The sequence below is a fragment of the Mycobacterium sp. NGS26 genome, assembly GCF_059813025.1.
This window is the reverse complement of record NZ_JCALDU010000005.1, coordinates 353,809-374,771: the sequence shown is the minus strand read 5'-3', so window position 1 is coordinate 374,771 and position 20,963 is coordinate 353,809. Positions and strand designations below refer to the sequence as shown.

The window sequence follows — 20,963 nt, the reverse complement described above, 5'->3', positions numbered from 1 at the left end:
CGAATTCTCCTTCCGCGTTGACGGCCCCGTCAGCCAGGGTAGCGGCGTGGGGTGAACACCCGGTCCCCGGAATCGTCTGAGTACCACTGGGTTTGCGAAGATCCGACGATCAGCAGGCAGCGCATGTCGACCTCGTCGGGGTCGAGATCGGCCAGCCGCACCACGCGCACCTCTTCGTCGGGCCCGGAGACACTGCGGCCGATCACCACCGGCGTGCCGGGTTCGCGATGCGCCAGCAGCACATCGCGCATCGCACCGACCTGCCAGCGTCGCGACTTCGAGGCCGGGTTGTAGATGGCCAGCACCAGATCGGCGGCGGCCGCGGCGGCCAGCCGCGCCGAGATCACCTCCCACGGCTTGAGCCGGTCGGACAGCGAGATCACCGCGTAGTCGTGACCCAGCGGCGCGCCAACCCGGCTGGCGACGGCCTGCGCGGCGGTCATCGCCGGGATTACCCGGATCCGCACCCCCGGCCACTGTTTGGCCTCTTCCAACACGGCGGTGGCCATCGCGAACACGCCTGGATCGCCCGACGACACCACCGCGACGGTGTGCCCCTTCTCGGCCAGAGTGCACGCCAGCCGGGCGCGGGCGGGCTCGTCGGTGTTGTCGCTGGGGTGGCGCCGCTGCCCGTCGCGGACCGGAACTCGGTCCAGGTAGCCGCCGTAGCCGATCAGGTCGGTCGCCGCGGCCAGCTCGCGTCGGCTCTGCGGCGTCATCCAGTCGAGGTCGCCGGGGCCCAGGCCCACCACCGCGACGGTGCCGGCCAGCGACGGCTCACCGCGCCGCCCACCCGGCAGCATCGCCAGCGAGAAGTACGGGACGCTGCTCTCGTCGACCTCGGCGGCGGGCAGTATGCGCTCGCCGGCGGTGCTGGCGCGCTCCACGTAGAACGCCCCGTCGAGCTGCCCGGCGGCCGAAAGCGCTTCCCGCACAGCGTGATACGAGCGCCCCAGTTTGAGCACGACGGCGGCGTCGGCGTCGGCGAGCCGGCGGGTCAGCTCGGCGACCGGCAGGGTGCCCGGCAGCACCGACAGCACCTCGTCGCCGGCCACCAGCGGCGTCGCGATGGCCGCCGAGGCGGCGCTCACCGACGTCACACCCGGCACGATCACGGCTTCGAACCGCTGCGTCAGCCGGGTGTGCAAATGCATATACGAGCTGTAGAACAGCGGGTCGCCCTCGGCGAGCAGCGCCACGTTGCGGCCCGCGTCGAGGTGCGCGGCGATCCGCCGGGTGGCGTCGGCGTAGAAGTCCTCGATCGCGCCGGCGTAGCCGCCGGGATGATCGGTCACCTCGGTGGTCACCGGGTAGATCAGGTGCTCCTCGACCTGGCCGGGCCGCAGGTACGGCTCGGCGATGCCGCGCGCGATGCTGCGGCCGTGCCGGGCGCTGTGATACGCGACGACGTCCGCCTCGCCGATCACTCGGGCCGCCTTGACGGTGACCAGCTCCGGGTCGCCGGGCCCCAGGCCGACTCCCCACAGGGTGCCGCGCTTGGTCATTCGCTGCGGCTCGCGATCGCGTTGACGGCGGCGGCGGCCATGGCGCTGCCGCCGCGGCGGCCCCGCACCACCAGATACGACATCCCGCGCGGGTTTTCGACGAGCTCCTGCTTGGATTGCGCCGACCCGACGAACCCGACCGGCCCACCCAGCACCGCGACCGGCGGCGACGCGCCCTCGTCGATCAGCTCGAGCAGCCGAAACAGCGCGGTCGGCGCGTTGCCGATCGCCAGCACGGCCCCGGCCAGCCGGTCGGCCCACAGCTCCACCCCGGCCGCCGAGCGGGTGGTCTGCCGGCGCGCGGCCAGGTCGGCCGCGCGCGGGTCGGCCACCAGCGACACCACCCGGTTGTCGGCGGGCAGCCGCGCGGTGGTGATCCCGGCGGCCACCATCGACGAGTCGCACAGCACCGGCGCGCCATGGCGCAGGGCGGCGCCGGTCCGCTCGACGACGTCGTCGGTGAAGGCGACGTGCTCGGCGACGTCGACCTGTCCGCAGGTGTGGATCAGCCGGACCACGACGCGCGCGACGTCGTCGGGAAATCGCGTCAGGTCGGCCTCGGCGCGGATGGCCGCGAACGACTGGCGATAGATCTCGGCCGCGTCGCGGATGTAGTCGAGCACCCGATTACCGTAGCCGCCGGTATCCGTCGCCCGTCGCCAGCAGCACCTCACCGGCCGGCGGGCTGCCGCAGGCCCGTTCGCAGCCGACGAAGTGCCGGTGCACCGCCGAATCCTCCTCGAGCAACAGCGCCGCGTCGGCCCGCACGTCGGCGGCCGAGCGTGCGCATCCCGGGCTGCCGATGCAGGCGCTGACGTTCAGCCAGGGGGAGTTCTCGTCGAACACCAGGCCCGACGGCGCGAGCGCGCGCAGCGCGGCGTCGGCGGAAGGCTCGTCGAGGTCGCACACCAGCACCGACCGCCACGGCGTGACCACCAGCGGCGCCCCGACGGCGGCGAGCAACTCCGCGACGGTTGCCGGCAGCGCCCCGAACGGCACCGCGGCGCCCAGCGCGACCCGGCCGTCGTCCTGGTCCATCCAGCCAACCGGGGCCCTGGTGACGGGCGGAAAGGGGGCGTCACCGAGCGCGGCACCGGGCAGCAGCCCCGCGGCATCGCCCAATTCGTTGACACGCCAAGCCCTTCCGCGCATCTGCACGAACCGGACGGCAACGCCGACGAGGGCCTCGACCGCGGAGCCCACACCCACCCGGACGCCGGTGTCGCGCCCCGCCAGCAGCACCGCGCAGTCGTCGCCCAGGACGTGCGCGCCGACGTCGGCGCCCAGCCCGGACACGTCGGCGCGGCCGTCGTCGAGGCTGAACCAGAACCGCCCGCCGAGCTCCGCGAGCCGCGGCTCGGCGCGGATCGCCGCGTCCAGCACGCCGACCAACGGACGCACGTCGAGTTTGCCGTCGGCCCGGCCCGACAGCGGCGACGCGACGATGTTGCGGGCCCGCTCGTGCGTCGTCGACGGCAACAGGCCGGCGCCGGCGATCGCCTCGGCGGCCGCCGTCACGTCGGTGATGCCGCGCAGCTGCACGTTGCCCCGCGATGTCAGCTCCAGCGTCCCCGAGCCGAACCGCTGCGACACCAAGGACAGCGTCGCCAGCTGGGCGGCCGTGATCATGCCGCCGGGTAGCCGCACCCGAACCAGCGCGCCGTCGGCCGCCTGATGCACCTGCAGCGCACCCGGGCAGCCGTCGACGTCGCGGGCCCTGGCCATCCGCCTACGGTACGCACAGGGGGCAATCCGGCGTAACGTGCGCACCAGCGAGAGGTCGGGTGATTGCTATGACACCGAAGCGCCCACTGAAGGTCGCGATCATCGGCGCCGGGATGTCCGGCATCTGCATGGCCGCCAAGCTGCAGGACGCCGGCATCGACTCCTTCACCATTTACGAGAAGGCCGACGACGTCGGCGGCACCTGGCGCGACAACACGTATCCGGGACTCACCTGCGACGTCCCGTCGCGCTACTACTCCTATTCGTTCCGGCCGAACCCCAACTGGTCGCACTGGCTGCCGCCGGGTCCGGAGATCCAGGCGTATTTCCGGCAGGTTGCCGCCGAACGCGGCATCCGCAAGAACATCCGGTTCGGCGCCAACGTCACCAGGGCCGAATACGACGACGGCCGCTGGCGGCTCGCCACCCCCGACGGCGAGGAGACGTTCGACGTGCTCGTCACCGCGACGGGGGTGTTGCGGGTGCCCCGTTACCCGGACATCCCCGGGCGGGAGTCGTTCGCCGGCCCGGCCTTTCACTCGTCGCGCTGGGACCACTCGGTCTCGTTGCCGGACAAGAGGATCGGTTTGATCGGGACCGGGTCGACGGGCGTGCAGATCGTCGCGGAGCTCGGCGGCAAAGTGCGCCAGCTGAAAGTCTTCCAGCGCACCGCGCAGTGGGTTTACCCATTCCCCAACCCGCGTTATTCAAAGTTGGCTCAGGCGGCGCTGTCGAGGTGGCCGGCGCTGAACGGTCTGCCTTATCGCTTCTGGGGGTGGCTGATGCGGCACTGGTTCGGCGTGGCGCCGATCCGCCCGGGCTGGCAGCGCCGTCAGATCCAGGCGTGGTGTCGGTGGAACCTGCGGCTGTCGGTGCGCGACCCGCAGCTCCGGGCCAAGCTGACCCCCAGTTACCAACCGATGTGCAAGCGGCAGGTGATGGCCGGGCATTTCTATCGGTCCGTGCAGAAGCCCGGCGTCGAGATCATCACCGACTCGATCGACCACATCGAGCCGCGCGGCATCGTCACCGCCGACGGCAGCCTGCACGAACTCGACCTGCTGGTCTACGCCACCGGCTTTGATGCCCGCGCCTACGTGCGCCCGCTGGAGGTGATCGGGGAGGGCGGGCTCTCTCTGGACGAGGCGTGGGCCGACGGCCCGATGGCGTACCGGTCGGTCGCGGTGCCCGGGTTCCCGAACCTGTTCATGCTGATGGGCCCGCATTCGCCGATCGGCAACCAGTCACTGGTGCCGATCGCCGAAGACCAGGCCGACTACGTGATGTGGTGGATCGAGCAACTCCGTGATGGTGTCGTACGCGCCGCGGCGCCGACCGAGGCGGCCACCAAGGAATACAACGAGCGCATGAAAGCCGCCATGCCGCAGACCATCTGGGTTAGCGGCTGCAACAGCTGGTATCTCGGCAAGGATGGCCTGCCGGAGCTCTTTCCGTGGTCACCCGATACCCACCGCGAGCTGTTGCGCCGACCAGAGCCGGCGCACTTCGAGGTGCGCACCGCCTGACGATCACGACGTCCCGGTCCGGCGGGCGTATGACGCGCGCTTGGCCACGTCGAGGTCGCTGGTGCAAACGCGATCCGTGCCCAACGCGCGCCCGAGCGCCTCAGCTACCCCTTGCGGCATGAGGCGCTGAGCCGAGACGACGATGCCCATCGAACGGGGAACCACCACACGGGGTTTCGGCTTGGCGATCACCGCGGCGACCGCCCGGGCGACGTCGTCCGGCTCGGCGTTCTTGAATCCCCTCGCGTGTCCGAATCCGGCGACCATCTCGGTGTTCGTCAAAGTCGGCATGATCACCGAGAAGTGCACACCGCGCCCGCGGTTCTCCATGCGAACGGTTTCGGTGTACCCGAGCACGGCATGCTTTGTGGCGCAGTAGGTTGCGAGGCCGGCGGTTGGCAGCACGCTACCCAGCGACCCGATGTTGACGACGTGACCGCGACCGCGGGGCAGCATGCGTTGCGCGGCCAGCTTGGTGCCCAGGATGACGCCGTGGACGTTGACATCGAACACCCGTCGGGTGACGGCGTCGGGCTCGTCGACCGCGCTACCGACCGCGATCACGCCGGCGTTGTTCACGACGACGTCGACGGGCCCGAGTTCGTTTTCGACGCCGTCGAGAAAATCGGTGAAGGATTGGCGATCCGTCACGTCCAGCCCGCGGCAGACCTCGAGCCCCAACCGGGCGCCCGCCTCCTTGACGGCGGACTCGTCGATGTCTCCGATGGCCACCCGGCCGCCGAGACCCTGCAGAACCGTGGCAATCGCCAGGCCGATTCCGCGCGCTCCGCCCGTGACGGCGATGACCTTGTCTGCAACCGCGGCATTCCTCATGGCCCCACGCTAGCGGTGCCGCCGCGAATCACCGAGTCCCGCTGCGGTACGAATGGTGGGTGGCCGAGCCGACCATCCTGCTGCTGTCGACGTCCGACACCGACCTGATCAGCGCCCGGTCCAGCGGCAAGAACTATCGATGGGCCAATCCGTCGCGGCTGTCAGAGGACGAGCTGCCCGACCTGCTGGCCGGCGCCGCGGTGGTGGTGGTCCGGATTCTCGGCGGCTACCGCGCCTGGCAGAGCGGCATCGACGCCGTCGTCGCCAGCGGCGTCCCGGCGGTGCTGGTCAGCGGCGAGCAGGCCGCCGACGCCGAGCTGACCGGCCTGTCCACGCTGGCCGCGGGGATCGCGGTGCAGGCGCACATCTACCTGGCCCACGGCGGGGTGGACAACCTGCGCCAGCTGCATGCGTTCCTGTCGGACACCGTGCTGATGACCGGCTTCGGGTTCACGCCGCCGGTGGTGACCCCGACCTGGGGTGAGCTGGAACGGCCGAATGCCAAGGACGCCCAGGGCCCGACGATCGCGGTGCTGTACTACCGCGCGCAGCACCTGGCCGGCAATACCGCCTACATCGAGTCGCTGTGCCGGGCCATCGAGGACGAGGGCGCCCGCCCGCTGCCCGTCTACTGCGCGTCGTTGCGCACCGCCGAACCCGAACTGCTGCAACGGCTCGGCGACGCCGATGCCATGGTCGTCACGGTGCTGGCCGCCGGGGGACTGAAGCCCGCCGCGGTGGCCGCCGGGGGTGACGACGACAGCTGGAACGTCGAACACCTTGCGGCCCTGGACATCCCGATCCTGCAGGGCCTGTGTTTGACCAGCCCGCGGGACCAATGGCGCGCCAACGACGACGGGCTCAGCCCGCTGGACGTGGCCAGCCAGGTGGCGGTCCCGGAGTTCGACGGCCGCATCATCACGGTCCCGTTCTCGTTCAAGGAGATCGACGACGACGGCTTGATCTCCTATGTCGCCGACCCGGAGCGCTGCGCGCGCGTCGCGGGCCTGGCGGTGCGGCACGGGCGGCTGCGCCACGTCGCGCCGGCCGATAAGCGGGTGGCCCTGGTGTTTTCGGCGTATCCCACCAAGCACGCCCGCATCGGCAACGCGGTCGGGCTGGACACCCCGGCCAGCGCGGTGGCGCTGCTGCGTGCGCTGCGCGAGCGCGGGTATCGGATCGGCGAGCTGCCCGGGGTGGATGCCAACGACGGCGACGCCCTGATCCACGCGCTGATCGAACGCGGCGGCCAGGATCCCGACTGGCTCACCGAGGGGCAGCTGGCCGGCAACCCGATCCGGGTGTCCGCCAAGGACTATCGGGCCTGGTTTGCGAAGCTGCCCGCGGAACTCGCCGACACCGTGCAGGAGCATTGGGGCCCGCCGCCCGGCGATCTGTTCGTCGACCGCAGCAACGATCCCGACGGCGAGATCGTCGTCGCCGCAATGCAAGCGGGCAACCTGGTGCTGATGGTGCAGCCGCCGCGCGGCTTCGGGGACAACCCGGTGGCCATCTACCACGACCCGGACCTGCCGCCCAGCCACCACTACCTCGCCGCCTACCGCTGGCTGGAAACCGGGTTCAAGGCCGACGCGGTGGTGCATCTGGGCAAGCACGGCAACCTCGAGTGGCTGCCCGGAAAGACGCTGGGCATGTCGGCGGCCTGCGGGCCCGACGCCGCGCTGGGCAACCTGCCGCTGATCTACCCGTTCCTGGTCAACGACCCCGGCGAGGGCACCCAGGCCAAGCGGCGCGCACACGCGGTGCTCGTCGACCATCTCATCCCGCCGATGGCGCGCGCCGAAACCTACGGCGACATCGCGCGATTGGAGCAATTGCTCGACGAACACGCCACGGTCGCCGCCCTCGACCCGGGCAAGCTGCCCGCGATCCGCCAGCAGATCTGGACGCTGATCCGGGCCGCCAGGATGGACCACGACCTCGGCCTGACCGAGCGGCCCGCGGAGGACTCGTTCGACGACATGATCCTGCACATCGACGGCTGGCTGTGCGAGATCAAGGATGTCCAGATCCGCGACGGATTGCACATCCTGGGCCAAAAGCCAACCGGCGAACAGGAACTCGATCTGGTGCTGGCCATCCTGCGCGCCCGGCAGCTGTTCGGCGGTGCGCACGTCATCCCCGGCCTGCGGCAGGCGCTGGGCCTGGCCGAGGACGGCCACGATGACCGGTCCGCGGTCGACCGGGCCGAGGCCGCCGCGCGTGAGCTCGTCGCGGCACTGCAGGCAGCCGGGTGGGATCCCGATGCCGCCGACCGGATCACCGACAACCCCGAGGTGGCAACAGTGCTGCGGTTTGCGGCCACCGAGGTGGTGCCCCGCCTGGCCGGCACGGCATCCGAAATCGACCAGGTGCTGCGGGCGCTGGACGGCCGGTTCATCCCGGCGGGTCCGTCGGGTTCACCGCTGCGCGGCCTGATCAACGTGCTGCCCACCGGACGCAACTTCTATTCCGTCGACCCCAAGGCGATACCGTCCCGGCTCGCGTGGGAAGCCGGTGTGGCCCTCGCGGATTCGCTGCTGGCCCGCTACCGCGGCGACCACGGGCGCTGGCCGCAGTCGGTGGGGCTGTCGGTCTGGGGCACCTCGGCGATGCGCACCGCGGGTGACGACATCGCCGAAGTCCTTGCGCTGCTGGGCGTCCGGCCGGTCTGGGACGACGCGTCGCGGCGGGTCGTCGGGCTGACGCCGATCCCGCTCGCCGAGCTGGGCCGGCCGCGGATCGACGTGACGGTGCGGATCTCGGGCTTCTTCCGCGACGCCTTCCCGCACGTCGTCACCATGCTCGACGACGCCGTGCGCCTGGTCGCCGACCTCGACGAACCGGCCGACCAAAACTACATAAGGGCGCACGCCCGGGCCGACCTCGCGCAGCACGGCGATCAACGGCGGTCCACCACAAGGATTTTCGGCTCCAAGCCCGGAACGTACGGAGCCGGTCTGCTGCAGCTCATTGACAGCCGCAACTGGCGCGACGACGCGGACCTCGCGCAGGTGTACACCGCCTGGGGCGGCTTCGCCTACGGCCGCGACCTCGACGGTCGCGAGGCGGTCGACGACATGAACCGCCAGTACCGGCGAATCGCGGTGGCCGCCAAGAACACCGACACCCGCGAGCACGACATCGCCGACTCCGACGACTACTTCCAGTACCACGGCGGCATGGTGGCCACGGTGCGCGCGCTGACCGGCCAGGCGCCCGCCGCCTACATCGGCGACAACACCAGGCCCGACGCGATCCGCACGCGGACCCTGTCGGAGGAGACCACGCGGGTATTCCGCGCCCGCGTGGTCAACCCGCGCTGGATGGCCGCCATGCGCCGGCACGGCTACAAGGGCGCGTTCGAGATGGCCGCCACCGTCGACTACCTATTCGGCTACGACGCCACCGCGGGCGTAATGGCCGACTGGATGTACGAACAGCTCACCGAGCGCTACGTGCTGGACGCCGAGAACCGGAAGTTCATGGCGGAGTCCAACCCGTGGGCACTGCACGGCATGGCCGAGCGGCTGCTGGAGGCCGCCGGCCGCGGCATGTGGGCGGACCCGCAACCGGAAACGCTCGACGGGCTGCGCCGGGCGCTGCTGGAAACCGAGGGCGACCTGGAGGGCTGAGGTTCCCTGCCGAGCAGACGCAAAAGCACCCAAAACCCGTGGTTTTGAGGTGCTTTTGCGTCTGCTCGCCGGCAGGGCAGCACTCAGACGAAATCCGACCCGCCGTCGACGTTGACCGTGGCGCCCGTGACATAGCCGTTGCGCCGCGACACCAGGTACGCGGTGAGGGATGCGACCTCCTCGGGAAGGCCGGCGCGACCGAGGTCGCACGGTTGGTGAAAGTTGTTGTCGATCCACGTCATGACGTCGCGCGGATTCGTGGCGTCGAGGCCCTCGGCCGCGAGGATGTCCTTGAGCACCTCGGTGAAGCTCGCGGTCACGATGGTTCCGGGGCACACGCAGTTGACCAGGATGCCGTCCTTGGCAAGGCTTTTGGACAGGTTCTTGGTGATGCTGGCCAGCGCCGCTTTCGACGCCGTGTAGGCGACGAGGCGCGGATTCTGCCGCTGAATCGAGTGCGCCGACAGGGTCACGATGCGCGCCCAATCCGCAGCGCGCAGCAGCGGCAGGGCGGCGCGGATCGATCGCACGGCCGACATGGTGCCCAGCGTGAACGCGGCGTCCCATTCGGCGTCGTCCATCTGCTCGAAATAGCCGTCGCCCGGCCCGATCGTGTGGACCAGGCAATTGAGTTGACCCCACCGCTGCGAGACCGCGGCGAAACCGTCGGCAATCGATTCGGCATCGGCCATGTCCACGCTGATCCCCACCGCGTCCGGGGCGCCGGCCTCGCGCAGCGACGCGACGGCGGCGTCGAGTGCCCCTTGGCCGCGCGCCATCACCGCGACTCTGGCCCCTTCGGCCGCAAGGGCTTCGGCGATCGCCAGCCCCATCCCCTTGCTGCCGCCCGTGACCACGGCCGTCGATCCGGTGAAACCCAGGTCCATCGAATGCCTCCCTCTGTTTGATTCTCAGGCGCCGGCGCCCAGCCCGCGCAGGCAAAACCGGAGCATGCGGTCGCGGATCTCGTCGCGGTCGCAATCGCCCGTCGCCCATTGCTGGTTGATGCCCGCCCACACCACCCCGTGAATGAACTGCGCGTCGGTCACGGGGTCGATGTGCGGGAACGCCCCGCCCTGCAGACCGCGCCGAAGCGCGTCGCGCAGCGGCTTGAGCATTACCGCGTAAGCGGGCTGAACCAGCGCGGGGGACTGCGACTGAGCCTCCAACGACATGCGACGCAAATCGGATTCGACGCTGTCGTCGAACGCCAGGTCGAGCCGCCCATCGATCCACGCCGCGACCGCATCGATCTCCGTTGTGGCGGAGGCCATTCGGCGTCGCAGCCGCCGTTCCTCCGCGCGGGCCGCGTCGAGGAAGAGCGCGGCCACCAATTCGTCCTTCGAATCGAAATGCCGATAGAACGCGCGGGTTCCCAGCGCGGTCCGTTCCAAGACCGCGCCGACGCTGAGCTTGCCGATTCCCTGCTCGCGCACGACGGTCGACGCGGCCGCCAGGATCGCGCGACGCACCGCCGCGTCGGGAGCCAGCTTGTCGCGTCGCCTCGCGCGGGGGGCGCTCACGGGGTCAGGCGCTCGCATCGTAGGTGGCGAGGTAGTCCGCGAACCGCTCGCGAACACCCTCCGGGGTCAGGCCGTAGTCGGCGAGGTCGTATTCGTGCGCCCCGCGCGAGCCCGGCTGGTGTGCCCGCGCCCATTGCTGGACCGAGCGCAGAGTGGCATCGGTGAACGTCAAACCCAGCCTCTCGTAACCGGTTTGCAGCGCGCGCACCGGATCGGTCTGCAAATCGGCGAAGGAGACATCGGCGAATCGGTCTTTGCCATCTTTCGAGCCCACCCGTCGACGGAAATCCATGGCCCGCCGCACGCCCTCGGCCCAGCTGTCGACTTGTTCCGCGCCCAGCTCCCTGGCGTCGTCGCGGTCGCTGCTCCAGCTGCGCACGTACCGGATGAGGCTACACACCGAGCCCATCACCTTGGCCGGATCGCGATGGCTCCACAGGAATTTGGCGTTCGGGTAGGCGGCGACGAGCGCGTCGAGGGCGAACATGTGCACCGGGGTCTTGAGGTGCCACAGCACCGGCGGGCAATGCCATTGCAGCAACTTGAGCACTCGCCGGTGATAGGTGTACGTCTCACGCATGTCGCAGCCCATCAGCCAGGCCAGGTAGCCCGGCGCGTGGACGGCGCCGTCGAAGTGGAAGGTGCGAAAGCTCATGCCCATCAGGTCCTGACATTCGGTCGGGGCCGTGGGCTCGGAGTTGTACATCGTCTTCATCAACGGGAACATGTCGTTGAGCATCTTCAGACCGGCCTCGGCCTGGGCGATCCGCGGATCGGTGTGCTGGGTGGCGGCCTCCGGCGGCGGGGTGGGCGCCTGGGATTCCCACATTCGCAGCGACCGGAATTGCGGATCGGCGGCCACCAGCTGGCTCAGCGCCGTCGTCCCGGTGCGAGGTAAACCGATGACGAAAACGGGGCCGCCGACCACCTGGTCGTCGATCTCGGGGTGCCGGCGGTAGGTGTCCTCGATCTTGAGCCGCTGAATCAGGGCGTTGCTGATGGTGGCGTGCTGGATGACCCGGCCGATGTCGTTGAGGTCCGCCTCGGTGTTCAGCGCATCGACGATGCGTTCCAGACCCTCCCGGTAGTAGGGGGAGCCGAAGTCATCCAGACCCGTTGCGGCGCGGGCGCCTTCCTCCAACTCGTCGGCGTCGAACGTCACCGTCCGAACCTTTCGCGCACGGCGCGCCGACGCGCCGCGAGGACGGCTGCCCGTTCGTCCGTCGTGACCGTCGCCGTGCCCGGGGGCAACTCGGTGCGCACGTCGTCGAACGACACCAGCCGCGTCGTCGGTGTCGGCGCCGTCTTGGTTCGCACGCAGCGCAGGATGATCGGGCCGTTGCTGTGGCCCGCGGTGTCGAGCCAATTCGCGATCCCGGGATCCTCGGCGCACAGCACCACACGCACCCGCCCGTCGGAGTCCACCGCGGCCTGATGGGCGTTCAGGCTGGACTGGTGGTGCCCGTAGTGAATCGTTTCCCACCACGGGTTGCCGATGGAAAAGCTCCAGTAAATCCCTTCGGGCGGTTCGACTTCCACGATCAGCGCCTCGCCCCGGTCCAGTTCCCACCGACCGATGACCGGCTTGTTCTCCGCCGCAGCGCCGATGTCGGTGCGGTCGATCGGGGGCAGGAAGCCGTTCGGCGGCGGCGCGGCGCCGAATTGCAGAAAAAAGGCCAGGTTGTCCTGAACGAAGTCGCCCAGGGCGATCAGCTGGCGCGAGAGCGCGGCGTCGGGATCGACGGCCGGGCGGGTCGCCGGCGCCGCGTCGCCCAGTCGTTCGATGCGCAGCGACGACGCCGTCTCGGTCTCCCAGTCGTAGAAGAAGTGCCGCACCGTAAGCGTGGGGTGCTTGCCCTCGATGCGCATCCAATTTCCCGCTCGCCCCGTCGGCTCCGAGGCCGACAGCACCACCTCGAAGTTTCCGTCGGCGTCCACCTCGAGTTCGTCGACCAGTTCGTTCGCGGTCGCCGCAATGCCGTTCATCGTCTGCAGCCCGACGTAGCGGGCGGTGCCGCGATTGCCGAACAGCCGGTATCTCTCCCCGCCCCGCAGCACGGCCCGGGTGTAAAGGCAGTCCGGGCACTCCATTCCCCAGGTCAGGATGTCGTCGGTGCTGGTGCGTTGGACGCACAGCACCGGATCGGGATCGAACCGCAGCGCCTCGTCGATGCCCGCGGCGAGCAGGACGAGCAGATGACGCATGCCCGCGGCGAAATCGGCCCGATTCCGGCACGCCGGATCGGATTCCACGACCCGGGCGGCGTCGCGAAGCCCGTCCATCAGGTGCGACCACGCCCGGGACGGATCGTCGTCGCCCGCCGCCCCCGATAACGCCGCCTCGGCGATCGAGAACGGCAACCACGCCAACGGCTTCTTCGGGTCGCCCACGTTGCCCCGCTCCGGTCGTAGCTGTAAGCCCTTAAGCGAAAATATAATTTTCACTTAATCCGGTCGACTATTGCAGCCGAGGGCGGCGAAGTCAACGGCACGATCACCCGGCGGTAGGTTGACAGCGTGACGCCCACCCTCGCCGACCTCGCCAAGGCGCAATACATCCTGCTGACCACCTTCACCAAGGACGGCCGGCCCAAGCCGGTTCCGATTTGGGCCGCGGCCGACGGCGAGCGGCTGCTCGTCATCACCGAGGGAAAGTCGTGGAAGGTCAAGCGAATCCGCAACACCCCCCGCGTGACGCTGGCCACCTGCACCCTGCGCGGCCGCCCGACCAGCGAGGCGGTCGAGGGCACCGCGGCGATCCTGGACAAGTCGCAGACCCGGGCCGTCTACGACGCGATCGGCAAGCGCTACGGCATCCAGGGCCGGCTGTTCAACTTCGTCAGCAAGCTGCGCGGCGGGATGGAGAACAACGTCGGCCTCGAGCTGAAAGTGCTTGGAAGCTAACCGGACACAGATCATGGGCGCCGTCCTGATCCCGATCCCGGACCGCGACTTCGACCCTACCGAGGTCGCGGTCAGCTGGCGGGTTCTGACGCGCAACGGTCATCGGGTTCTGTTCGCCACCCAGAGCGGCGCCCCGGGCGTGGCCGACGACATCATGGTCACCGGCCGCGGCCTCGACATCTGGTCCGCGCTACCGATATTGGGCGCGGTCCCGGCGATCGGGCTGGCGCTGCGGGCGAACAAGGACGGCCGCGAGGCCTATGCCGCGATGGTCGGCTCCACCGAATTCCGCCGTCCCGCCAGCTGGTCGCGGGCCACCCTCGACGACGTCGACGCGCTGCTGCTGCCCGGCGGGCACCGCGCCCGCGGCATGCGCGGCTACATCGACAGCGACATCCTGCAGCGCCTGGTCGTGGACGCCTTCGCCCGCGGCCTGGTGGTGGCCGCGATCTGTCACGGTGCGCTGCTCGCCGCGCGCAGCGTCGATCCCGCCACGGGCCACTCGGTGCTCTACGGGCACAAGACCACGGCGTTGACGTGGGCGATGGAGCGGCTCGCCTGGCGGCTGACCCGCGTCACCCGATTCTGGGACCCCGACTACTACCGGACCTACACCGAGGAGCCCGGCCAGCCCGGCGGGTACATGTCGGTTCAGTCCGAGGTCACCCGCGCCCTGAAGGACCCGGCGGATTTCTGCGACGTCGTCCGCGGATCGCCGCACTGGCGGCGCAAGTCCTCGGGAATCGCACGCGACACCGCGACGGACTCGCGGCCCGCATTCGTCGTCGACGACGGCAACTACCTGTCGGCGCGCTGGCCCGGCGACACGCACACCTTCGCCACCGTGTTGTCGCGCAAGCTGCGGCCCTAGCTATAGCTAAGGTGCTCGCCGAAGAACGCGAACACCCGGCTCCACGCATCGTCGGCCGCGTCCCGGTTGTAGCCGAAACCGGCCACGCGAAGCAGCGGCTGGCCGGGCAGCTGGTTCGCGAAGCTGTGACCCGCGCCGGGGTAGGACTTGATGTCGGCGGTGATCTGCTTGGCCGCGGTCACCTCCCGCAACTTCTTGGCCGCGCCGATTCCCAGCGGGTCACGGCTGCCGAAGCTGGCCACGATCGGGCACGCTCCGTCCAGCGTCTCGCTCAGGTGGCGCGGCAGCGGCGTGCCGTAGAACGGCGCGGAGGCGCCAAAACCCTTGGGCGACATGATGAGTGCGAAGCCACCGCCCATGCAGAACCCGGCGATGCCGACGCGGCCGGAACACTCCGGCATCGACTGCAGGTGATCCCGAGCGGCCAGGACGTCGTCGAGTGCGCGACCACGCTTGGTCATCAGCTCGCGCATGACCCGCGTGATGCATCGCGCGCGGCCGCCCCGGGCGTACATGTTCGGGGTCAGCGCCAGGTAGCCCGCCTGCGCGATGCGCCGCGAAATCATTTCATTGTCCGGGCCATAGCCGACCGCGTCGTGGATCACCACCACGCCCGGCCACGGGCCGGTTCCCTCGGGGATGCCGAGCAGCGCATCGATCGGTCCGTCGGGGGCCTCGATCTGAATCGTCGTCATAGCGTCATCTAACTGCAGCCGAGTTGTGCATCACCAGGGGAACTCGGGAGCGATCCGCAGACGTTGGCGTGACATGCTGTCGCGGCTGTTGCTCGTCTACGCGGTCGTCGAACTGGCGGTGATCTTCGCGCTGGTGTCGACGATCGGGTGGGGCTGGACCCTGCTGGTGCTGCTGGCCACCTTCCTGCTCGGGTGGGGCCTGCTGGCGCCGATGGCCGGATCGCAGCTCATCCGCCAACTCGGGCAGCTCCGATCCGGCCTGGCCGAACCGCAGTCCGCCGTTAACGACGGCGCAATGGTCGGCCTGGCCATGGCGCTGGTGCTGGTGCCCGGGTTGGTCACCTCGGCGTTGGGCCTGTTGTTGCTGATGCCGCCGATCCGGACGCTCGCCGGGCCCGGCCTGGCCGGGATCGCCCTGCGCGGTTTGCAGCGGCGGGTACCGCTGATCACCGAAAGGGTGACCTTCACGGCCGACTCGGGCTACGCCGGCGACGGCCGCGACTACATCGACGGCGAAGTCATCGACGTCACGGACGTCGAGCCGCCACCGCGGCCCCCGTTGTCACCGGGCCCCATCTAAGTTTTGGCGTGTGGCGCAATCCGATCGTCGGGCCATGACGATTTCTACGACGCTGCTGGTGAACGGCCGGGTGCACAGCCCCAGCCACCCCGACGCCACCGCCATGGCGGTGCGCGGCGACGTCGTCGCGTGGTTGGGCAGCGACGACGTCGGCCGCGGCCAGTTCCCGGACGCGCAGGTCGTCGACCTGGACGGCGGCTTCGTCGCGCCGGGATTCGTGGACAGCCACATCCACCTGAGCGCGACCGGCCTGGCCCTCACCGGCCTCGACCTGCGGCCCGCCACGTCGCGCGCGCAGTGCGTGCGGATGATCGCCGACCACGCCGCCGCTCACCCCGGCCGGCCGGTGTGGGGGCACGGCTGGGACGAGTCGTCGTGGCCCGACAACACGGCGCCGAGCACCACCGACCTCGACGCGGCGCTCGGTGACCGGCCGGCCTACCTGGCCCGCGTCGACGTCCACTCGGCGCTGGCCACCTCGGCGCTGCGACGCCTGGTCCCGGAGCTCCCGGCGGCCGCCGGCTTCAGCGCGGAGCGGCCGCTGACCGCCGACGCGCACCACCTGGTCCGCGCCGCCGCCCGGGAGCTGCTGACCGCCGAGCAGCTTTCCGACGCCCGGGCCGCGGCGCTGCGGGCCGCCGCGGCGGCGGGCATCGTCGCGGTGCACGAATGCGCCGGCCCCGAGATCGGCGGGCTCGACGACTGGCTGCAGCTTCGCGCCCTCGATCATGGCGTCGAGGTGATCGGCTATTGGGGTGAGGCGGTGAGCACCCCGGCGCAGGCCCGCGCGCTGATCGACCGGACCGGGGCCCGCGGGCTGGCCGGTGACCTGTTCGTCGACGGGGCGCTCGGGTCACGCACCGCCTGGCTGCACGAGCCGTACGCCGACGCGCCCGACCGCGTCGGCAGCCGCTACCTGGAACCCGACGCCATCGAGGCGCACCTGCGGGCCTGCACCCAGGCGGAGGTGACGGCCGGTTTCCACGTCATCGGGGACGCCGCGGTCGCGGCGGTGGTCGACGCCCTGGAACGGGTCGTGGAGGACCTCGGCGTGGCCGCCGTCGCCCGCTGCGGGCACCGGCTCGAGCATGTGGAGATGGTGACGGCCGAGCAGGCCGCCAAACTGGGCGCGTGGGGCGTCATCGCCAGCGTGCAGCCCAATTTCGATGCGCAATGGGGCGGCGCCGACGGCATGTACGCCCGCCGGCTTGGCCCCGAACGAGGCGGCCGGCTCAACCCACTCGCGCTGTTAGCATCCCAAGGCGTGCCCCTCGCGCTCGGTACCGACGCCCCGGTGACGGGTCTCGACCCGTGGGAAAGCGTGCGCGCGGCCGTCAACCATCGCACCCCGGGCAGCGCGGTGTCGCCGCGGGCCGCGTTCGCCGCCGCGACCCGCGGCGGCTGGCGGGCGGCCGGTGTCCGCGACGGCACGACCGGGACCCTGGTGCCCGGCGCGCCCGCCTCCTACGCCATCTGGGACGCCGGACCCCTCGACGTGAGCGCACCGCGCGACGCCGTCCAGCGCTGGTCCACCGACCCGCGCTCGCGGGTGCCCGCGTTGCCGCGCCTGGGCCCGGCCGACGCCCTGCCGCGCTGCCGCCGGACCGTGCACAGGGGCGCGGTCATCTATGGCTAGGGGCCGGCACGAGCGGCCCGACGAGCCCGACGAGCTCGAGCCGGGGCCGGAGACCCGGGAAGGTGCGACGAGGCGCGTCGGCGCGCTGGCACGTCGGGCGCTGGCCGGGGCCGTCGCCGCGGCGGCCGCGCGGTTGCCGGGTCTGCGGGCGGCGCTGCGGCCACGGCTGTCGCGGCTGCTGGTCACCATCGTGGCCGGATTGCTGCTGTGCGCCAGCTTCCCGTCGCTGAGTTGGTGGTGGGCCGCCGTCGTCGCCGCCGCGCTGTTGGCCTGGGTGCTCAAGCACCCCGCCACCACGGTCATGGGCGGCCTGGGCTACGGATTTCTGTTCGGGCTCGCGTTCTACCTGCCGCTGCTGCCGTGGATCAGCCTGCTGGTGGGCGCCGTGCCGTGGCTGGCGCTGGCGACGACGTGCGCGCTGTTTCCCGCGCTCTTCGGCCTCTTCGCCGTCGTCGTCCGGGACCTGCCCGGCTGGCCCGTCTGGTTCGCGTTGGTGTGGGCCGGCCAGGAGTGGGTGAAGTCGGTCTTCCCGTTCGGCGGCTTTCCCTGGGGATCGGTGGCCTTCGGCCAGGCGGACGGCCCGCTGCTTCCGTTGGTCAAGCTCGGCGGCGTCGCGCTGCTGTCGACGGCGGTCGTGCTGGTGGGATTCAGCGCGACCGCGATCGCCCAGGAGATCGCGACATGGTGGCGAACCGGTGCCCGCCCCCGCGACACGGCCCCCGAGCAACAGCCGCCCGCGGTGCTGCTGCCGGGCATCTGTATCTGCCTGGTGCTGTTCACCGCCGTCATCGTCTGGCCGCAGGTGCGGCACGCCGGCGCCGGATCGGGCGGCGAGCCCACAGTCACCGTCGCCGCCGTGCAGGGCAACGTGCCCCGGCTCGGAATCGACTTCAATGCGCAGCGCCGGGCGGTGCTGGACAACCACGTCCAGGAGACGCTGCGGCTGGCCGACGACGTGCGTTCCGGAGCCGCCGCGCAACCCCAGTTCGTCATCTGGCCGGAGAACGCGTCGGACATCGACCCCCTGCTCGACGCCGACGCGGGCCAGCAGATCGCGCAGGCGGCCCACGCGATCGGCGCGCCGATCCTGCTGGGAACCGTCCTCGCGGTGCCGGGCCACCCCCAGGATCCCGAGCAGTACACCAACACGGTGATCGTCTGGAACCCCGTCACCGGCCCGGCCGACCGCCACGACAAGGAGATCGTGCAGCCGTTCGGCGAATACCTGCCCATGCCGTGGCTGTTCACCCACCTGTCCGGATACGCCGGCCGGGCCGGCCACATGGTCCCCGGCAAGAGCAGCGACGTGGTGCAGATCGCCGGGGTTCCGGTGGGCGTGGCCACCTGCTGGGAGGTGATCTTCGACCGTCAGCCGCGAAAGGCGGTCCGCAACGGCGCCCAGTTGCTGGCCGTGCCCGCCAACAACGCCACCTTCAACCGGCGGATGAGCGAGCAACAGCTGGCGTTCGCCAAGGTGCGGGCCGTGGAGCACGACCGATACGTCGTGGTCGCCGGGACCACCGGCATCAGCGCGGTGATCGCGCCGGATGGCGCCGAGTTGGTCCGCACCGGCTTCTTCGAGCCCGGCTATCTGGACATTCAGGTCCGCCTCAAGACGCAGCTGACACCGGCGACGCGCTGGGGCGCGATCCTGCAATGGGTGCTGGCCGCGGCGGCCGGAGCGGTGATTCTGGTCGCGATACGGCACAATGGGTGGTTCCCGCGTCCCATTCGGCGGAGGTCTAGGCGGTCGAGGCCCGGGCCCGACGACGACGGCGACCACACCCCGCCAGCAGACGGCGGCGACGACACCGGGCCCGCCGACGAGGGCGGCCGACCCGATTTCGGGCGAGACAGAGGAGCTACATGACCACCGGCCAGCAGGCACCCCGCGTCCCGGGCAATCGCCCGAGCCAGCGCGTCCTGGTGATCATCCCCACCTTCAACGAGCTGGAGAACCTGCCGGTGATTCACCGGCGGCTCAGGGACGCCTGCCCCGACGTGCACCTGCTCATCGTGGACGACAACAGCCCCGACGGCACCGGCAAGCTCGCCGACGAGTTGGCCGCGGCCGACCCGGGCCGCACCCACGTCATGCATCGCACCACCAAGGACGGCCTGGGCGCGGCCTACCTCGCGGGTTTCGCCTGGGGTCTGAGCCGGCAGTACTCGGTGCTCGTCGAGATGGACGCCGACGGCAGCCACGCGCCCGAACAGCTGCACCGCCTGCTCGACGCCGTCGACGCCGGGGCCGACCTGGCCATCGGTTCGCGCTACGTCGAGGGCGGAGCGGTGCGCAACTGGCCGTGGCGGCGCTGGGCCCTGTCCTGGACGGCCAACACCTATGCGCGGCTGGCCCTCGGCATCGGGGTGCACGACATCACCGCCGGCTACCGCGCCTACCGCCGCGAGGTCCTGGAGGCGATCGACCTCGACGCCGTCGACTCCAAGGGCTACTGCTTCCAGATCGACCTGACCTGGCGGACGGTGTGCAACGGGTTCGTCATCGTCGAGGTGCCGATCACCTTCACCGAACGCGAGCTCGGCGTGTCCAAGATGAGCGGCTCCAACATCCGCGAGGCGCTGGTCAAGGTCAGCCGGTGGGGCGTCCAGGGGCGAACCCCGAGCGCCCGCGCGGCGCGCGCCGAAAACCGCACGAAGTCGGCCGGGGCGTAACCGGTCAGCCGCGGCGCTTCGACCTGATCAGCTCGAGCCGCTCCTTGAGCAGCTCCTCGAGTTCCTCGATCGAGCGGCGCTCCAGCAACATGTCCCAGTGCGTCCGCGGGGGCTTGACCTTCTTCGGCTCGGGCAGGTCGCCCTCGATCAGGGTGCCCTCCATGCCGTTGCGGCACAGCCAGGTGCCGGGGATCTCGGCGTCGTCGGCGAACGGAACCTCGAATTCCTCGCCGTTCTCGGTGCGGTACCGCGCGATCTGCCGCGGCGCCAGGTCGTGGTTGCGGTCGGTTTCGTAGCTCACGGCTCCGAGGCGACTGCCCCTAAGTACGCGATCAGCCATGGGGGCTACTCCTTAGGTCCTTTGGGCTGGTGGGATTGTCTCCGCTTGGCAAACGTTACGGCGCCCGGCGTAGTTCCCGGGCCGACACGCGGCCCACGCGGCGCGACCATCAATGATACCGGGATCGCGCGGCGGGCCCGACTAAAGTCGGCAGGCGTGACCCGCCGTACCCGCCCGCAGCCCTGCCGCTGGTGCGGCCGGGACGTGGCCGACGCCGGGATGGGCCGTCGCCGCCAGTACTGCCGGCAGTCCTGCCGGCAGCGGGCATACGAGCAGCGGGCCTCGCTGAGCAGGGGCGAGGTGGCGGCGCTGCCCGCCGACGCGGTGGTGCTGTCGGCCGACGAGGCGGCCGACCTGTCGGACCGCGTCTACCAGGTGCGATGCGCGGCCGAGGACGTCGCCACGGCGCTCGACGAGGGCGCCGGCGCGGCCGAGCTGCGCGAGCTGTGCGATGTGCTGATCCGCGCCGCCCGGGCCGCCGACGGCTGGCGCCGCGTGGGTGTCTGACCGCGA

Annotated in this window: 17 protein-coding genes and 2 pseudogenes; 9 read left to right on the top strand and 10 right to left on the bottom strand. The window is 70.7% G+C overall.

The annotated features are described in order from the left end of the window. Positions 1-29: 29 nt before the first annotated feature. Genes AC5Y6X_RS18745 through cobG form a run of 3 tightly spaced genes read right to left on the bottom strand, consistent with a single transcriptional unit; the run spans position 30 to position 3,230 of the window. On the bottom strand, positions 30-1,505 hold the full coding sequence (locus AC5Y6X_RS18745; RefSeq protein ID WP_499988285.1) for a precorrin-2 C(20)-methyltransferase: 1,476 nt from the start codon (positions 1,503-1,505) through the stop codon (positions 30-32). Continuing rightward, positions 1,502-2,128, bottom strand: coding sequence for a precorrin-8X methylmutase (locus AC5Y6X_RS18740; protein ID WP_499988283.1), 627 nt, complete (start codon positions 2,126-2,128; stop codon positions 1,502-1,504). Before AC5Y6X_RS18740 ends, AC5Y6X_RS18745 begins: the two co-directional genes overlap by 4 nt. A 4-nt stretch (positions 2,129-2,132) precedes the next feature. Then, positions 2,133-3,230, bottom strand: a complete 1,098-nt coding sequence (cobG, locus tag AC5Y6X_RS18735; protein WP_499988281.1) for a precorrin-3B synthase — start codon at positions 3,228-3,230, stop codon at positions 2,133-2,135. Positions 3,231-3,298: 68 nt separating this feature from the next. On the opposite strand from cobG, the gene AC5Y6X_RS18730 reads away from it, so the two are divergent. Then, a complete protein-coding gene (locus AC5Y6X_RS18730; protein WP_499988279.1) occupies positions 3,299-4,756 on the top strand; it encodes a flavin-containing monooxygenase in 1,458 nt (485 codons plus the stop codon). A 3-nt stretch (positions 4,757-4,759) separates the two neighbouring features. On the opposite strand, the gene AC5Y6X_RS18725 is transcribed toward AC5Y6X_RS18730, so the two are convergent. Further along, positions 4,760-5,590 (bottom strand): SDR family oxidoreductase, encoded by an 831-nt coding sequence (locus AC5Y6X_RS18725; RefSeq protein WP_499988277.1) that lies wholly within the window; start codon positions 5,588-5,590, stop codon positions 4,760-4,762. Positions 5,591-5,649: 59 nt separating this feature from the next. Here AC5Y6X_RS18725 and cobN point away from each other — a divergent pair, with 59 nt between their 5' ends. Then, the gene (gene cobN, locus AC5Y6X_RS18720) at positions 5,650-9,225 is read left to right on the top strand and encodes a cobaltochelatase subunit CobN (RefSeq protein WP_499988275.1); all 3,576 of its coding nucleotides are present in this window, start codon (positions 5,650-5,652) and stop codon (positions 9,223-9,225) included. Between the two features lie 83 nt (positions 9,226-9,308). On the opposite strand, the gene AC5Y6X_RS18715 is transcribed toward cobN, so the two are convergent. Genes AC5Y6X_RS18715 through AC5Y6X_RS18700 form a run of 4 tightly spaced genes read right to left on the bottom strand, consistent with a single transcriptional unit; the run spans position 9,309 to position 13,139 of the window. Beyond that, positions 9,309-10,112 (bottom strand): SDR family NAD(P)-dependent oxidoreductase, encoded by an 804-nt coding sequence (locus tag AC5Y6X_RS18715; RefSeq protein WP_499988273.1) that lies wholly within the window; start codon positions 10,110-10,112, stop codon positions 9,309-9,311. A 24-nt stretch (positions 10,113-10,136) separates the two neighbouring features. Beyond that, positions 10,137-10,748, bottom strand: coding sequence for a TetR/AcrR family transcriptional regulator (locus AC5Y6X_RS18710; RefSeq protein WP_499988271.1), 612 nt, complete (start codon positions 10,746-10,748; stop codon positions 10,137-10,139). Between the two features lie 4 nt (positions 10,749-10,752). Continuing rightward, positions 10,753-11,910: a sulfotransferase family protein gene (locus AC5Y6X_RS18705; RefSeq protein ID WP_499988269.1), complete on the bottom strand. Its 1,158-nt coding sequence runs from the start codon at positions 11,908-11,910 to the stop codon at positions 10,753-10,755. Beyond that, positions 11,907-13,139 carry a DUF1214 domain-containing protein gene (locus AC5Y6X_RS18700; protein ID WP_499988267.1) on the bottom strand — a complete coding sequence of 411 codons (1,233 nt, stop codon included), beginning with the start codon at positions 13,137-13,139 and terminating at the stop codon, positions 11,907-11,909. Before AC5Y6X_RS18700 ends, AC5Y6X_RS18705 begins: the two co-directional genes overlap by 4 nt. Before the next feature lie 126 nt (positions 13,140-13,265). Here AC5Y6X_RS18700 and AC5Y6X_RS18695 point away from each other — a divergent pair, with 126 nt between their 5' ends. Both AC5Y6X_RS18695 and AC5Y6X_RS18690 read left to right on the top strand, forming a co-directional pair. Beyond that, positions 13,266-13,652: a PPOX class F420-dependent oxidoreductase gene (locus AC5Y6X_RS18695; RefSeq protein WP_499988265.1), complete on the top strand. Its 387-nt coding sequence runs from the start codon at positions 13,266-13,268 to the stop codon at positions 13,650-13,652. Between the two features lie 13 nt (positions 13,653-13,665). Beyond that, positions 13,666-14,523: a type 1 glutamine amidotransferase domain-containing protein gene (locus AC5Y6X_RS18690; RefSeq protein ID WP_499988263.1), complete on the top strand. Its 858-nt coding sequence runs from the start codon at positions 13,666-13,668 to the stop codon at positions 14,521-14,523. Here AC5Y6X_RS18690 and AC5Y6X_RS18685 read toward each other — a convergent pair. Then, a complete protein-coding gene (locus AC5Y6X_RS18685; protein WP_499988261.1) occupies positions 14,520-15,218 on the bottom strand; it encodes a dienelactone hydrolase family protein in 699 nt (232 codons plus the stop codon). The genes AC5Y6X_RS18690 and AC5Y6X_RS18685 overlap by 4 nt on opposite strands. 73 nt (positions 15,219-15,291) lie before the next feature. Between AC5Y6X_RS18685 and AC5Y6X_RS18680 the strand changes: the two genes are divergently transcribed. The 4 genes and pseudogenes from AC5Y6X_RS18680 to AC5Y6X_RS18665 form a co-directional block, all read left to right on the top strand. Next, a complete protein-coding gene (locus AC5Y6X_RS18680; RefSeq protein WP_499988260.1) occupies positions 15,292-15,798 on the top strand; it encodes an FxsA family protein in 507 nt (168 codons plus the stop codon). 34 nt (positions 15,799-15,832) lie between these two features. Then, on the top strand, positions 15,833-17,434 hold the full coding sequence (locus tag AC5Y6X_RS18675) for an amidohydrolase (protein WP_499988258.1): 1,602 nt from the start codon (positions 15,833-15,835) through the stop codon (positions 17,432-17,434). Between the two features lie 100 nt (positions 17,435-17,534). Continuing rightward, a pseudogene (gene lnt / locus AC5Y6X_RS18670) lies at positions 17,535-19,214 on the top strand (apolipoprotein N-acyltransferase); the annotation flags it as partial. Positions 19,215-19,273: 59 nt separating this feature from the next. Beyond that, positions 19,274-20,110: pseudogene (locus AC5Y6X_RS18665) on the top strand (polyprenol monophosphomannose synthase); the annotation flags it as partial. 4 nt (positions 20,111-20,114) lie between these two features. Here AC5Y6X_RS18665 and rbpA read toward each other — a convergent pair. Further along, positions 20,115-20,450 carry an RNA polymerase-binding protein RbpA gene (gene rbpA / locus AC5Y6X_RS18660; RefSeq protein WP_324677289.1) on the bottom strand — a complete coding sequence of 112 codons (336 nt, stop codon included), beginning with the start codon at positions 20,448-20,450 and terminating at the stop codon, positions 20,115-20,117. A gap of 156 nt (positions 20,451-20,606) precedes the next feature. On the opposite strand from rbpA, the gene AC5Y6X_RS18655 reads away from it, so the two are divergent. After that, positions 20,607-20,957, top strand: coding sequence for a hypothetical protein (locus tag AC5Y6X_RS18655; RefSeq protein ID WP_499988255.1), 351 nt, complete (start codon positions 20,607-20,609; stop codon positions 20,955-20,957). Positions 20,958-20,963 lie beyond the last annotated feature (6 nt).

Excerpts from the sequence above, each read along its gene's own strand:
- AC5Y6X_RS18745 (WP_499988285.1), bottom strand. The coding sequence starts at position 1,505 with ATGACCAAGCGCGGCACCCTGTGGGGAGTCGGCCTGGGGCCCGGCGAC.
- cobG (WP_499988281.1), bottom strand. The coding sequence starts at position 3,230 with ATGGCCAGGGCCCGCGACGTCGACGGCTGCCCGGGTGCGCTGCAGGTG.
- AC5Y6X_RS18730 (WP_499988279.1), top strand. The coding sequence starts at position 3,299 with ATGACACCGAAGCGCCCACTGAAGGTCGCGATCATCGGCGCCGGGATG.
- AC5Y6X_RS18725 (WP_499988277.1), bottom strand. The coding sequence starts at position 5,590 with ATGAGGAATGCCGCGGTTGCAGACAAGGTCATCGCCGTCACGGGCGGA.
- AC5Y6X_RS18715 (WP_499988273.1), bottom strand. The coding sequence starts at position 10,112 with ATGGACCTGGGTTTCACCGGATCGACGGCCGTGGTCACGGGCGGCAGC.
- AC5Y6X_RS18690 (WP_499988263.1), top strand. The coding sequence starts at position 13,666 with ATGGGCGCCGTCCTGATCCCGATCCCGGACCGCGACTTCGACCCTACC.
- AC5Y6X_RS18685 (WP_499988261.1), bottom strand. The coding sequence starts at position 15,218 with ATGACGACGATTCAGATCGAGGCCCCCGACGGACCGATCGATGCGCTG.
- AC5Y6X_RS18680 (WP_499988260.1), top strand. The coding sequence starts at position 15,292 with ATGCTGTCGCGGCTGTTGCTCGTCTACGCGGTCGTCGAACTGGCGGTG.
- AC5Y6X_RS18675 (WP_499988258.1), top strand. The coding sequence starts at position 15,833 with ATGACGATTTCTACGACGCTGCTGGTGAACGGCCGGGTGCACAGCCCC.
- rbpA (WP_324677289.1), bottom strand. The coding sequence starts at position 20,450 with ATGGCTGATCGCGTACTTAGGGGCAGTCGCCTCGGAGCCGTGAGCTAC.